This is a genomic window from Mycobacterium sp. (assembly GCF_039583805.1).
In the GTDB taxonomy this organism is placed as follows: Bacteria; Actinomycetota; Actinomycetes; order Mycobacteriales; family Mycobacteriaceae; genus Mycobacterium.
In genome coordinates, this window is sequence record NZ_JAVKSH010000042.1 from 15,336 (window position 1) to 26,846 (window position 11,511).

13 protein-coding genes are annotated in these 11,511 nt (G+C 71.6%); 9 read left to right on the plus strand and 4 right to left on the minus strand.

Annotation, left to right across the window (positions count from 1 at the left end):
- Positions 1–93 precede the first annotated feature (93 nt).
- The 6 genes from ABDW21_RS07735 to ABDW21_RS07760 all read left to right on the plus strand — a co-directional run bounded on the left by ABDW21_RS07735 (position 94) and on the right by ABDW21_RS07760 (position 4,439).
- A complete protein-coding gene (locus ABDW21_RS07735; RefSeq protein WP_343599001.1) occupies positions 94–1,242 on the plus strand; it encodes an 8-amino-7-oxononanoate synthase in 1,149 nt (382 codons plus the stop codon).
- The gene (bioD, locus tag ABDW21_RS07740) at positions 1,239–1,919 is read left to right on the plus strand and encodes a dethiobiotin synthase (RefSeq protein ID WP_343598999.1); all 681 of its coding nucleotides are present in this window, start codon (positions 1,239–1,241) and stop codon (positions 1,917–1,919) included. The genes ABDW21_RS07735 and bioD overlap by 4 nt, the downstream gene beginning before the upstream one ends.
- Positions 1,919–2,440 carry a 2'-5' RNA ligase family protein gene (locus ABDW21_RS07745; protein WP_343598997.1) on the plus strand — a complete coding sequence of 174 codons (522 nt, stop codon included), beginning with the start codon at positions 1,919–1,921 and terminating at the stop codon, positions 2,438–2,440. The genes bioD and ABDW21_RS07745 overlap by 1 nt, the downstream gene beginning before the upstream one ends.
- A 129-nt stretch (positions 2,441–2,569) precedes the next feature.
- A complete protein-coding gene (gene bioB / locus ABDW21_RS07750; protein ID WP_343710266.1) occupies positions 2,570–3,589 on the plus strand; it encodes a biotin synthase BioB in 1,020 nt (339 codons plus the stop codon).
- A complete protein-coding gene (locus ABDW21_RS07755) occupies positions 3,589–3,816 on the plus strand; it encodes a hypothetical protein (protein WP_343598993.1) in 228 nt (75 codons plus the stop codon). Before bioB ends, ABDW21_RS07755 begins: the two co-directional genes overlap by 1 nt.
- On the plus strand, positions 3,813–4,439 hold the full coding sequence (locus tag ABDW21_RS07760) for a DUF2567 domain-containing protein (protein WP_343710267.1): 627 nt from the start codon (positions 3,813–3,815) through the stop codon (positions 4,437–4,439). Before ABDW21_RS07755 ends, ABDW21_RS07760 begins: the two co-directional genes overlap by 4 nt.
- On the opposite strand, the gene ABDW21_RS07765 is transcribed toward ABDW21_RS07760, so the two are convergent.
- Together ABDW21_RS07765 and ABDW21_RS07770 are read right to left on the minus strand one after the other, a co-directional pair.
- On the minus strand, positions 4,434–5,786 hold the full coding sequence (locus ABDW21_RS07765) for a lipase family protein (protein ID WP_343598990.1): 1,353 nt from the start codon (positions 5,784–5,786) through the stop codon (positions 4,434–4,436). The genes ABDW21_RS07760 and ABDW21_RS07765 overlap by 6 nt on opposite strands.
- Before the next feature lie 14 nt (positions 5,787–5,800).
- Positions 5,801–6,532, minus strand: coding sequence for an NUDIX domain-containing protein (locus ABDW21_RS07770; protein WP_343598989.1), 732 nt, complete (start codon positions 6,530–6,532; stop codon positions 5,801–5,803).
- A gap of 47 nt (positions 6,533–6,579) precedes the next feature.
- Here ABDW21_RS07770 and nadA point away from each other — a divergent pair, with 47 nt between their 5' ends.
- From nadA to nadC, 3 genes are read left to right on the plus strand one after another with little or no spacing between them, the layout of a single operon-like run.
- Positions 6,580–7,629 (plus strand): quinolinate synthase NadA, encoded by a 1,050-nt coding sequence (nadA, locus tag ABDW21_RS07775; protein WP_343598988.1) that lies wholly within the window; start codon positions 6,580–6,582, stop codon positions 7,627–7,629.
- Complete coding sequence (locus ABDW21_RS07780) at positions 7,626–9,206, plus strand: L-aspartate oxidase (protein WP_343598986.1); 1,581 nt, start codon at positions 7,626–7,628, stop codon at positions 9,204–9,206. The genes nadA and ABDW21_RS07780 overlap by 4 nt, the downstream gene beginning before the upstream one ends.
- Positions 9,206–10,063, plus strand: coding sequence for a carboxylating nicotinate-nucleotide diphosphorylase (gene nadC, locus ABDW21_RS07785; protein WP_343598985.1), 858 nt, complete (start codon positions 9,206–9,208; stop codon positions 10,061–10,063). Before ABDW21_RS07780 ends, nadC begins: the two co-directional genes overlap by 1 nt.
- Positions 10,064–10,147: 84 nt before the next feature.
- Here the strand turns inward: nadC and ABDW21_RS07790 are convergent, their stop codons facing one another.
- Positions 10,148–10,579, minus strand: a complete 432-nt coding sequence (locus ABDW21_RS07790) for a type II toxin-antitoxin system VapC family toxin (protein WP_343598984.1) — start codon at positions 10,577–10,579, stop codon at positions 10,148–10,150.
- A gap of 243 nt (positions 10,580–10,822) precedes the next feature.
- Positions 10,823–11,299 carry an AraC family transcriptional regulator gene (locus ABDW21_RS07795; protein WP_343598983.1) on the minus strand — a complete coding sequence of 159 codons (477 nt, stop codon included), beginning with the start codon at positions 11,297–11,299 and terminating at the stop codon, positions 10,823–10,825.
- Between the last annotated feature and the right edge of the window lie 212 nt (positions 11,300–11,511).

Below are 11,511 nucleotides of genomic sequence, written 5' to 3' on the forward strand. Positions count from 1 at the left end.
CGCCGCGCTGGCGATCGCCACGGGGCTCAAGCGCGGCGACCCGCTGCGCCCGGCTTCGCCGCGCTGGCGATCGCCACTAGGCTGATCGCCGAGATGACGCAGATCGGCACGTCGCCGCTGGCCTGGCTGCAGGCGCACGCGCAGCAGCGCCGGGCGGCCGGGCTGCGCCGGTCGCTGCGGCCGCGAGCGGCGGTGGCCACCGAAGTGGACCTGGCGTCCAACGATTATCTCGGTCTTTCCCAGCATCCCGACGTCATCGACGGCGGTGTCCGCGCGCTGCGCGTCTGGGGAGCCGGCGCGACCGGGTCACGACTGGTCACCGGCGACACCGAGCTGCACCAGGAACTCGAATCAGCCTTGGCCGAATTCGTCGGCGCGGCAACGGCGCTGGTGTTCTCCTCCGGGTATGCCGCCAACCTGGGGGCGGTCGTCGGGCTGTCCGGTCCGGGTGCGCTGGTGGTGTCCGACGCCCACGCGCACGCCTCCCTGGTGGACGCCTGCCGACTGTCGCGGGCCCGGGTGGTGGTGACTGCGCATCGCGACGTCGACGCGGTGGCCGCGGCGTTGGCGTCGCGGGACGAGGAACGTGCCGTCGTGGTCACCGACTCGGTCTTCTCCACCGACGGGGCGCTGGCACCGCTGCGCCGGCTGCATGAGGTCTGCCGCCGGCAGCGGGCGTTGCTGATCGTCGACGAGGCGCACGGGCTGGGGGTGCGCGGCCCGGGCGGTCGCGGCCTGGTTCACGAGCTCGGCCTGGCCGGGGCGCCCGACGTGGTGATGACCACGACGCTGTCCAAAGCGCTCGGCGGCCAGGGCGGCGCGGTGCTGGGTCCGGCGGCGGTGCGCGACCACCTCGTCGACACCGCCCGGACGTTCATCTTCGACACCGGTCTGGCGCCGGCGACGGTGGGCGCCGCGCTCGCGGCGCTGCGGGTGCTGGCCGCCGAGCCATGGCGGCCCGCGGCGGTGCTGCGGCACGCCGGCACGCTGGCGCGAATCTGCGAGCTCCCCGAAGTGCCGCGCTCCGCGGTGGTCTCGGTTATCCTCGGCCAGCCGGAAGCGGCACTGGCCGCCGCGGCCGCCTGCCTGGCTGCCGGGGTACGGGTCGGTTGCTTCCGGCCGCCGACCGTGCCGGCCGGAACCTCACGGCTGCGGCTCACCGCCCGTGCGTCGCTGGATGCTGACGAGCTCGACCTGGCCCGCACGGTGCTCACGGACGTGCTCGTGGCGGGGCGGCGGTGACGGTCCTGGTCGTCACCGGCACCGGAACCGGGGTCGGTAAGACGGTCGCCACCGCGGCGCTGGCCTCGGCCGCGCGGCAGGCCGGTGTCGACGTCGCGGTGTGCAAACCGGTGCAGACCGGCACCGATCTCGGCGACGACGACCTCGCCGAGGTGAGCCGATTGTCCGGGCCTGTCGACGTGGCCGGGCTGGCCCGTTACCCCCGGCCGCTGGCGCCGTCGGCCGCGGCCGAGCTGGCCGGGATGCCGTTGCCGACCCGCGACGACCTGCTCGGTCTGATCCGGCGGCTGGATCGACCCGGTCGGTTGACGCTGGTCGAGGGTGCCGGCGGGCTGCTGGTCGTGCTCGCTGCCGGCGGTGTCACGGTCCGCGATCTCGCCGTCGACCTCGGCTGCGCCGTGCTGGTGGTCGTCGGCGCGCAGCTGGGCACCCTCAACGACACCGCGCTCACCCTGGAAGCCGTTGCCGCGCAACATCTGTCGTGTTCCGGTCTGGTCATCGGCAGCTGGCCGGCGCAGCCGGGCGTGGTCGAGACGTCCAACCTGAGCGCACTGCGGCAGATGGCGCCGGTGCGCGCGGCGCTGCCCGCGCAGGCGGCAGCGCTGGACCGGGCCGACTTCGCCGCGATGAGCGCGCGGGCCTTCCAACCGGACTGGGTCACCGGGCTGGTCCGGTGATGGCGCACTCGGTCGAGCTGCTCTTCGACGCCGAGACGGAAGCGGTGGTCCGGGACATCTGGGACGAGCTTGCCGCCGCCGACCTGCCCAGCCAGGCCCACCACACCGCGCCCAGCAACCGGCCGCACGTAACGCTGGTGGTGGCCGACCGCATCGGCGCGGACATCGACGCCCTGCTGCGGCCGATGGCGCAGCAGCTGCCGCTGCAGTGCGCCATCGGGGCGCCGGTGCTGTTCGGCCGATCCAGCGCCGTGCTGGCGCGGCTTGTGGTGCCGACGGAAGAGTTGCTGGCCTTTCACGCCGAGACACACCGGCTGGGCTCTCGGTATCTGGTGCCCGGGCCGATGCCCAACAGCCTGCCCGGCCGGTGGACGGCGCACGTCACGCTGGCCCGCCGCGTCGGCGGCGCTGCGCTGGGACGGGCGTTGGGCATCGCGGGCCGGCCGCCGGAGATCGTCGGCAGCTTCGCCGGCCTGCGCCGGTGGGACGGCACTCAGCGCGTCGAGAATGCCATCGGGTGAGTGCGGCGCCGGGCCGCCGGTCAGCACCCGCCGCCCGGATCGCCCGCCGATCGGCGGGCGGCCGGTGCGCGCCGTTACCCTAGCCTGAACACCGCTAGCCTGAAACACCGCTGACGAAGGGAAAGGGAGTTGCCCGTGACCCAGGCCGCACCGCACACCGACATTCTGGCGGTGGCCCGCCGGCAGGTGCTGGAGGGCGGCGAGGGGCTGAGCCGCGACCAGGTGCTGGCGGTGCTGCGGCTGCCCGACGACCGGCTCGAGGAACTCCTGGCGCTGGCCCACGAGGTCCGGATGGCCTGGTGCGGACCGGACGTCGAGGTGGAAGGCATCATCAGCCTGAAAACCGGCGGGTGCCCGGAGGACTGCCACTTCTGCGCACAGTCGGGGCTGTTCGCCTCGCCGGTGCGCAGCGCCTGGCTGGACATTCCCAGCCTGGTCGAGGCGGCCAAGCAGACCGCCAAGACCGGCGCCACGGAGTTCTGCATCGTGGCGGCGGTGCGCGGACCCGACGACCGGCTGATGGCCCAGGTGGCTGCCGGCATCGACGCGATCCGCGACGAGGTCGACATCCAGATCGCCTGCTCGCTGGGCATGCTGACCGCCGAGCAGGTGGATCGGCTGGCGGCGATGGGGGTGCACCGCTACAACCACAACCTGGAGACCGCCCGCTCTTTCTTTCCCAACGTGGTCACCACGCACACCTGGGAAGAGCGCTGGCAGACGCTGTCGATGGTGCGCGACGCCGGCGTCCAGGTGTGCTGCGGCGGCATCCTCGGCATGGGAGAGACGTTGGCGCAGCGCGCCGAATTCGCCGCCGACCTCGCCGAACTCGACCCCGACGAGGTGCCGCTGAACTTCCTCAACCCGCGGCCGGGCACCCCGTTCGGCGACCTGGAGGTGCTGCCGGCCGGCGAGGCGCTCAAGGCGGTGGCGGCATTCCGGCTGGCGTTGCCGCGCACCATGCTGCGCTTCGCCGGCGGCCGCGAGATCACCCTGGGCGACCTGGGTGCCAAGCGTGGCATGCTGGGCGGCATCAACGCCGTGATCGTCGGCAACTACCTGACCACGCTGGGCCGCCCGGCGCAGGCCGACCTGGAGTTGCTCGACGACCTGCAGATGCCGATCAAGGCCCTCAACGCGAGCCTGTGATGGTTTGCGACCTGCCCGCACCGGTCGGCGGTGGCCCGTTCAACGTCTACACCGGCGAGCCCGCCGGTGCCGCGGCGCCGGCGGCCGCCCGTCTGGGCCTGGAGCCGCCCCGGTTCTGCGCGGCCTGCGGTCGCCGGATGGTGGTCCAGGTACGCCCGGACGGCTGGTGGGCGACATGTTCACGGCATGGCCGGGTGGACTCCGTCGACCTGCAGGCGCAGCGATGACCGGGCCGGACGACGGCGCCGCGCCGCGCCGCAAACGGGGTCGGGCGATCGCCGTGGTGGTGGCGGGGCTGCCGGCGACGGGCGTGCTGGTCGGCGGGCTGTGGGCGTGGATCGCGCCGGCGATCCACGGTGCGGTGGCGCTGACCCGCGACGGTGACCGCGTGTTCGACTACCTGGGCAGCGAATCGGAGCAGTTCTTCGTCGCCGCGGTAGTCATGATGGGGTTGTCGAATGTGCTCGCCGCGGTGGCGGCGGCGCTGGTGTGGCAGTGGCGGGCGCACCGTGGGCCGTACATGGTGGCCGGCCTCTGCGTCGGGATGATCCTCGCCGCGGCCGCTGCCGCCGGCGTGGGCGCCCTGCTGGTGCACCTGCGGTACGGTGCGCTCGATATCGCGACGGCGCCGGTGACGCCGCAGAACCAGGTGTACTACGTCACCGAGGCGCCGCCGGTGTTTTTCGGGCACACCCCATTGCAGATCGCCTGCACGCTGCTGCTGCCGGCCGCGACCGCCGCGCTGGTGTACGCGGTACCGGCCGCCGCGGCCGTGCGCGACGACCTCGGCGGGTATCCCGCAGTCGATTCCCCGGCGCTGCCGGCCGCCGTGACCGCGGGGTCGTCATAGCCGGCGGCGGTGCACCGCCCTGCCGGTGAACACCTTCGCCGCGATCACCGCGAGCCGTGCCATGCCGACGTAGGTGGCCGGGTTGAGCACGACCGGCCACAAGGTCCTGGCCCGATGCTCGGCCGGCGGCCGCCCCGCGAACCGGTCGCGCAGCCACCGCAACGTCATCGGTGCCGCCAGCAGGTGCAGCAGCAGGTGCTCGCTGAACGCGTCGCGGTGATAGCTGACGTCGGCGCCGCCGGTCGTGTAGGTGTCGGCCAGTGCGTCGATGTCCGTGACGTCGATGATGTAGTCGTGGACGGCCTGCACGATGAGCACCGGCGGCGTGGGCACCGTGGCGCCGAGCTTGATGTCGTCGAAGACGTGCTGCACCTCTGGGTTAGCCAGGATGTCGTCCAGCGGCTGGTCGAGGAAGTCGCCCAGGTCTTTGCGGGCCATCCGGATCACCGCGCCGGCTGTGGTCATCGTCTCCAGCCTGCGTAGCACCGCGCGGCCCTCGTCGTCGGCGTGTTCGGCGATCAGCCGGTCGAGCCCGGGGTAGACATGCGCCAGCGCGGCGACCACCAGTGCGGGCAACCCGCAGAAGAGCGTGCCGTTGACCCGGCGGAGGGTGTGGCCCAGGTCGCCGACGGGGGAACCGAGCACCGCGCCGACGACGTCGAGCTCGGGGGCGTAGTCGGCGCTGACTTCGGCGGCCCACCCGGTGGCGAGCCCGCCGCCGGAGTATCCCCACAGCGCCACGGGGACCGAGCCGCCCGCTGTTGCCGGCGACAAGCCGAGCCGCTCGCAGTCCAGGGCGGCCCGGACGCCGTCGAGAACTCGGTAGCCGGGTTCACGCGGCGCGCCCCAACTGCCGTGCAGACCCTCGTGGTCGGGCACCGACACCGCCCAGCCTTCCGCGAGCGCGGCGTTGATCAGCAGGAACTCCGCCTGGGCCAACGCACCCAGCGCTTTGGCGTGTCGCCGCAGCGCGTACGACGGGAAGCAGCGCGAGGCCACGGAGTCGATCGCGCATTGATACGACAGCACCGGGCAGGGCTGCGCGCGGTCGTGCTTGGCGGGGACGAGCACGGTGGTGACCGACGCCTCCGGCGCGCCGTTCATGTCGGTGCTGCGGTAGAGCAGCTGGGTGGCGGTGAGCTGCTGCGGAATCAGACCGAAACACGCCAGTTCGACCTCACGCGAGCGCAACACCATCCCCGGCCGGGCGTGCTCGAAACCGGGTGGCGGCTGGTAGAAGGGGTCCTCCGACGGCAGCTGCGGGCGCGCACCGGGCCGCAGCGCCTCGTGCGGGACGGCGCCGATCCATTGCGGGCCGGTTCTGCGTGCCAGGTTTGCGAAGTCCATCGGGGCATTGTCACTTAAGGGGGCATTAAGAATCCAGTCGGCCCGCCGGGCGGGCGGAGCGCGGCGAACTCGTCGGTGACCCGAAGCCGGGCGTCGGTGAACCGATACAGGGCGGCCGGACGCCCGCCGCTGCGGCCGGACTGCGCGAGCATCCCGGTCGCGGTGATGACCCGGCGGCGCACCAGCACCCGTTGCAGGTTGGTCGCGTCCACTTGATAACCTAGCGCGGCGCCGTAGATGTCGCGCAGCGTCGAGAGCGCGAATTCTGTTGGCGCTAGAGCGAATCCGATATTCGTGTAGGACATCTTGGCGACCAGCCGGGTGCGGGCGTGAGCCACCATCGGGCCGTGGTCGAACGCCATCGCCGGTAGCGCGGTGACCGGGTGCCAGCGGGTGTCGGGGGGCAGCTCCGGGGTGGCGGGGGAGGGGACCAGACCCAGGAAGGTCGACGCGATCGTGCGGGTACGGGGTACCCGGTGTGGGTCGGAGAACACGGCGAGCTGTTCGAGGTGAGCGATCTCACGCAGGTCCACCTTCTCGGCGAGCTGACGCCGGACCGACGTCGTGAGGTCCTCGTCGTCGCGCAGCCGCCCGCCGGGCAGCGACCACGCCCCGCGGTGCGGATCGCGGGCACGCTGCCACAACAGCACATTGAGCCGGGGTTTGTCTGTTTCCGGACCGCTTTCGGGCCGGCGAACCTGGAATACGACGGCCAGCACCTCGTGGGCAGTGCTACCATGGACCACGTTTTCGATTATAAGTCGAAAACTGGGCCGGGGCGAAAGGAAACGCCATGTCGATCCTGACCCGCACGGACGCGGCCGTCGACGAGTTGGGCGCGCGGATCACCAGCACACCCTCCGGTTATGCCGGCGTCGACGGCGACGAGCGGTGGGCCGCCGCGGTGCGCCGGCTGGCTGCGCTGCGCGGGGCCACGATCCTGGCGCACAACTACCAACTGCCGGCCATCCAGGACGTGGCCGACCACGTCGGCGACTCGCTGGCGCTGTCGCGGATCGCCGCCGCGGCACCCGAAACCACCATCGTGTTCTGCGGTGTGCACTTCATGGCCGAGACCGCCAAGATCCTGTCCCCGGACAAGACGGTGCTGATCCCCGACCGGCGCGCCGGCTGCTCGCTGGCCGACTCGATCACCGCCGGGCAGTTGCAGGCCTGGAAGGACGAGCACCCCGGCGCCGTCGTCGTCTCCTACGTCAACACCACCGCGGCGGTCAAGGCGCTCACCGACATCTGCTGCACGTCGTCCAACGCGGTCGACGTGGTGGCGTCGATAGACCCCGACCGCGAGGTGTTGTTCTGCCCAGACCAGTTCCTCGGCGCGCATGTCCGCCGGGTGACCGGCCGGGACAACCTGCACGTGTGGGCCGGCGAGTGCCACGTGCACGCCGGCATCAACGGCGACGAGCTTGCCGACCAGGCCCGCCGCCACCCCGACGCCGAGCTGTTCGTGCACCCCGAATGTGGTTGCGCGACATCGGCGTTGTACCTCACCGGGGAGGGCAGTTTCCCCGCTGAGCGGGTGAAGATCCTGTCCACCGGTGGCATGCTCGACGCCGCCCGCGCCACCGGAGCCCGCGAGGTGCTGGTGGCCACCGAGGTCGGCATGCTCCACCAGCTGCGCCGTGCCGCGCCGCAGGTCGACTTCCGGGCTGTCAACGAGCATGCGTCGTGCAAGTACATGAAGATGATCACCCCGGCGGCGCTGTTGCGCTGCCTGCTCGAGGGCGCCGACGAGGTTCACGTCGACACCGACACGGCTCGGCGGGCACGAGAAAGCGTGCAGCGGATGATCGCAATCGGCCGGCCCGGCGGCGGCGAATGAGCACCGCCCCCGACCTGCGCGCCGACGTCGTCGTCGTCGGCACCGGCGTGGCGGGGTTGGCCGCAGCGCTGTCCGCTCATCGCGCCGGCCGCCGCGTGGTGGTGCTGTCCAAGGCCGATCGGACGCCGGGGGGGACCGCGACGCACTATGCGCAGGGCGGCATCGCGGTGGCGCTGCCCGACAACCCGGAAAACCCGGACTCGGTGGACGCCCACGTCGCCGACACGCTGGCCGCGGGAGCGGGCCTGTGCGACCGCGACGTGGTGGAATCGATCGTCGCCGACGGCTACCGCGCGGTGAGCGAATTAGTGGGCTACGGAGCACGATTCGACGAGCTGACACCGGGCCGGTGGGCGCTGACCCGGGAAGGCGGGCACTCGCGGCGGCGCATCGTGCACGCCGGCGGCGACGCGACCGGCGCCGAGGTGCAACGGGTGCTCGATCGCGCGGCGAATGCCCTGGACATCCGCACCGGTCACGTCGCGCTGCGGGTGCTGCACGACGGCGCTGCGGTGACGGGTGTGCTGGTGCTGCGCCCGGACGGGACCGGTGTCCTGCACGCGCCGTCGGTGATCCTGGCCACCGGCGGGCTCGGGCATCTCTATGGCGCCACCACCAATCCGGACGGCTCCACCGGCGACGGTGTCGCGCTGGCACTGTGGGCCGGGGTGCCGGTCAGCGACGTCGAGTTCATCCAGTTCCACCCGACCATGCTGTTCGACGGCCGCCGTGGCGGCCGTCGACCACTGGTCACCGAAGCCCTTCGTGGCGAGGGCGCTGTTCTGCTTGACGCGCAAGGCAATTCGATCACGGCGGGCGTGCACCCGATGGGCGATCTGGCGCCGCGCGACGTCGTCGCCGCGGCGATCGACACCCGGTTGCGCGCCACCGGCGACCCGTGCGTGTTTCTCGACGCCCGCGGCATCGCAGACTTCGCGAGGCGTTTCCCGACCGTCACCGCCGCCTGCCGGGAAGCGGGCATCGACCCGGCCCGCCAACCGATTCCGGTGGTTCCGGGGGCACACTACAGCTGCGGCGGCGTCGTCACCGATACCGAGGGCCGCACCGAGCTGCCCGGGCTGTTCGCCGCCGGCGAAGTCGCCCGAACCGGCATGCACGGCGCGAACCGGCTGGCGTCCAACAGCCTGCTGGAAGGACTGGTGGTCGGCGGCCGGGCCGGACGGGCGGCGGCTGAGCACGCTGTTGCTGCCGGGCCGCGAGACGCCATACCGCCCGAACCGGCCGGGCGTGCTGCTATGCCGCGCAACGATTTACAGCAGTCGATGACCCGGGGCGCGTCGGTGGTTCGGGATGCGGATGGGCTGCGCCGGCTGGCCGACGCGGTGGCGTCGGCGACGGTTCGCCCCGTGCTCAGCCGGGCCGACTTCGAAGACGCGGCGCTGACGGTGACGGCCGGGGCGGTGGTCGCCGCCGCGCTGGCACGCGAGGAGAGCCGGGGCTGCCACCACCGCGCCGAATACCCTACCGCCGCGGCGGACCAGGCGCGCAGCAGCGTCGTGCGGCTGGGCGACGACGGCTGCACCGCCCACGTCGAGGCTCTGGTTGCGGCGTGCTGATGGCACTGTCGGACTGCGAGCTCGCCGCGGCCCGGGCCGCGATAGGCCGCGCCCTCGACGAGGACCTGCGTTACGGGCCGGACGTCACGACGTCGGCCACGGTGCCGGCCGGCGCTACCACCACCGCCGCGATGGTGACCCGCGAGCCCGGCGTCGTCGCGGGTGTCGACATCGCGCTGCTTTTGCTCGACGAGGTCCTCGGCCCCGACGGCTACCGGGTGCTGGGCCGCGTCGACGACGGCGCCCGGCTGCAGCCGGGCGCGCCGCTGTTGACGCTGGAGGCCGACACCCGCGATCTGCTGACCGCCGAACGCACCATGCTCAACCTGGTCTGCCACCTGTCCGGCATCGCCACCGCGACCGCGGCCTGGGTGGGCGCCGTTTGCGGCACCAAAGCCAAGATCCGCGACACCCGCAAGACGCTGCCCGGTCTGCGGGTGCTGCAGAAATATGCGGTGCGCGTCGGCGGCGGTGTCAACCACCGGTTGGGCCTCGGCGACGCGGCGCTGATCAAGGACAACCACGTCGCGGCGGCGGGCTCGGTGTCGGCGGCGCTGCGAGCGGTGCGGGCCGCCGCGCCCGAGCTGGCGTGCGAGGTCGAGGTGGACTCGCTGGAGCAGCTCGACGAGGTGCTGGGGGAGCAGCCCGAGTCGGTGCTGCTGGACAACTTTGCGGTGTGGCAGACCCAGATCGCCGTGCAGCGCCGCGACACCCGGGCGCCGGCGGTCCTGCTGGAATCCTCCGGCGGGCTGACGCTGGACACCGCCGCCGCCTACGCCGGCACCGGCGTGGACTACCTGGCCGTCGGTGCGCTCACCCATTCGGTTCGGGTTCTGGACATCGGTCTGGATATTTAGGCGGGGTCCGGCGAACAGACGCAAAGGCCCCCAAATTCCTTGGTGATGAGGTGTTTTCGCGTCTGTTCGGGCATGAGCGATGTGTCACTTGACGGCCGGAGCGATCATGTTGACGGTCGGAAAGTAGGTGCGGTATCGCCGCGCATCCCGAGTGACCAACGTGAGACAGTCAACCGCAGCGTGCGCGCCGATGTAGAAGTCTGGCAGGGGCGATCGCCGCGCGCCGCCGTGCGACCGATAGTTGAGGAACGCACGCGCTGCCAGGAACCCGGCCTGATAGGGCAATGGCAATCGCCGAAACAGGCGCTCCGGCAGCGCGTCATCGAGTTCCTCGATCGTGTCGTAGTTCGCCGAGACCTCGGCGTAGATCAGCGGATTGATGACCAGTGGCGCGATCCGAGCGGCACGGGACAGGGCTGTCGACGACCACTGGTACCAGTCTGGGTCCTCGGTCGCGACGTCGAGCAGCACGTTCGAGTCGATCAGGTATCCGGTTGGTCGATCGGGCTCAGCCACGGATCAGCCGGAGCAGTTCGTCAGTGGACATTGTCCGACTGCCGGTGCCCCGCAGAACAGCAACGGCCTTGTCACCCCGATCCGGCCGTGGACTCGTCCGCGGCACGATAGCCACAACGCCGTCGTGCTCAACGAAGTCAACCTCGGTCTCCGGTAGTAGCCCGTGGCGCGCGCGGATGTGCTGAGGGATCGTCACCTGGCCCTTACTGGTGATTCTCATGACATGACCCTACTCTTACTTTTCTAAGTAAGAATCTGCCTCAACGCGCTAGGCCTCTGGCCGAGGTGTTCACGCACCACGCGGCTGAAGTGTGCCTGGTCGGCGAATCCGAGTGAGGCGGCGATGTCGGCCAGCGACGAGGCGTCGCGTTGTGTTAGCACAAGCGCTCGACCGACCCGGACGCGGTTGCGACACCGGGTCAGCGACACGCCCAGCTGCCTGGGGAAAGCTCTGCTCAATCGGTACGGCGACGCGCAAAGCAGCTCCGCGAGCGGGAACAGGTCACGCGCGGCGGGATGGTCTTCGTGGATTGCTGCCCGCGCCCGCTCCACTAGTCGCGCGTCGGCGGACACCGGCGGATCACTCAGCGGCGTGCGCCGATCGGCGGTCCGCCGCAGCACCGCGGCAGCCAGCGTCAGCACCTGCTCGGCCAGCTGATAGTCGACATCGACGCGAGGAGCGGCCAACTCCCCGCCGGTGCGCGAGCCCCAACCGAGCATCGACATACATCGTCGAACGGCGCACCCGACCCGGCTCGCCGACGAGTTGCCATCACGACGCGGCGCTCAATTGCACTGAGGTACACACATCACCGCCGTAGGGATGCGCGAAGTGTTCGTCTTCGCCGGGGGCGGCGAGATATCCGACCGTCGGATCGAGATCGACCGGACCATCGGGGCCGCGCCGCCGAAACCTGCCCGACCGGACCAAG

What these genes read in the sequence shown, in the direction of transcription:
- ABDW21_RS07735 (WP_343599001.1), top strand. Translation starts at nt 94, where the DNA reads ATGACGCAGATCGGCACGTCGCCGCTGGCCTGGCTGCAGGCGCACGCG.
- ABDW21_RS07745 (WP_343598997.1), top strand. Translation starts at nt 1,919, where the DNA reads ATGGCGCACTCGGTCGAGCTGCTCTTCGACGCCGAGACGGAAGCGGTG.
- ABDW21_RS07755 (WP_343598993.1), top strand. Translation starts at nt 3,589, where the DNA reads ATGGTTTGCGACCTGCCCGCACCGGTCGGCGGTGGCCCGTTCAACGTC.
- ABDW21_RS07760 (WP_343710267.1), top strand. Translation starts at nt 3,813, where the DNA reads ATGACCGGGCCGGACGACGGCGCCGCGCCGCGCCGCAAACGGGGTCGG.
- ABDW21_RS07765 (WP_343598990.1), bottom strand. Translation starts at nt 5,786, where the DNA reads ATGGACTTCGCAAACCTGGCACGCAGAACCGGCCCGCAATGGATCGGC.
- nadA (WP_343598988.1), top strand. Translation starts at nt 6,580, where the DNA reads ATGTCGATCCTGACCCGCACGGACGCGGCCGTCGACGAGTTGGGCGCG.
- ABDW21_RS07780 (WP_343598986.1), top strand. Translation starts at nt 7,626, where the DNA reads ATGAGCACCGCCCCCGACCTGCGCGCCGACGTCGTCGTCGTCGGCACC.
- nadC (WP_343598985.1), top strand. Translation starts at nt 9,206, where the DNA reads ATGGCACTGTCGGACTGCGAGCTCGCCGCGGCCCGGGCCGCGATAGGC.
- ABDW21_RS07795 (WP_343598983.1), bottom strand. Translation starts at nt 11,299, where the DNA reads ATGCTCGGTTGGGGCTCGCGCACCGGCGGGGAGTTGGCCGCTCCTCGC.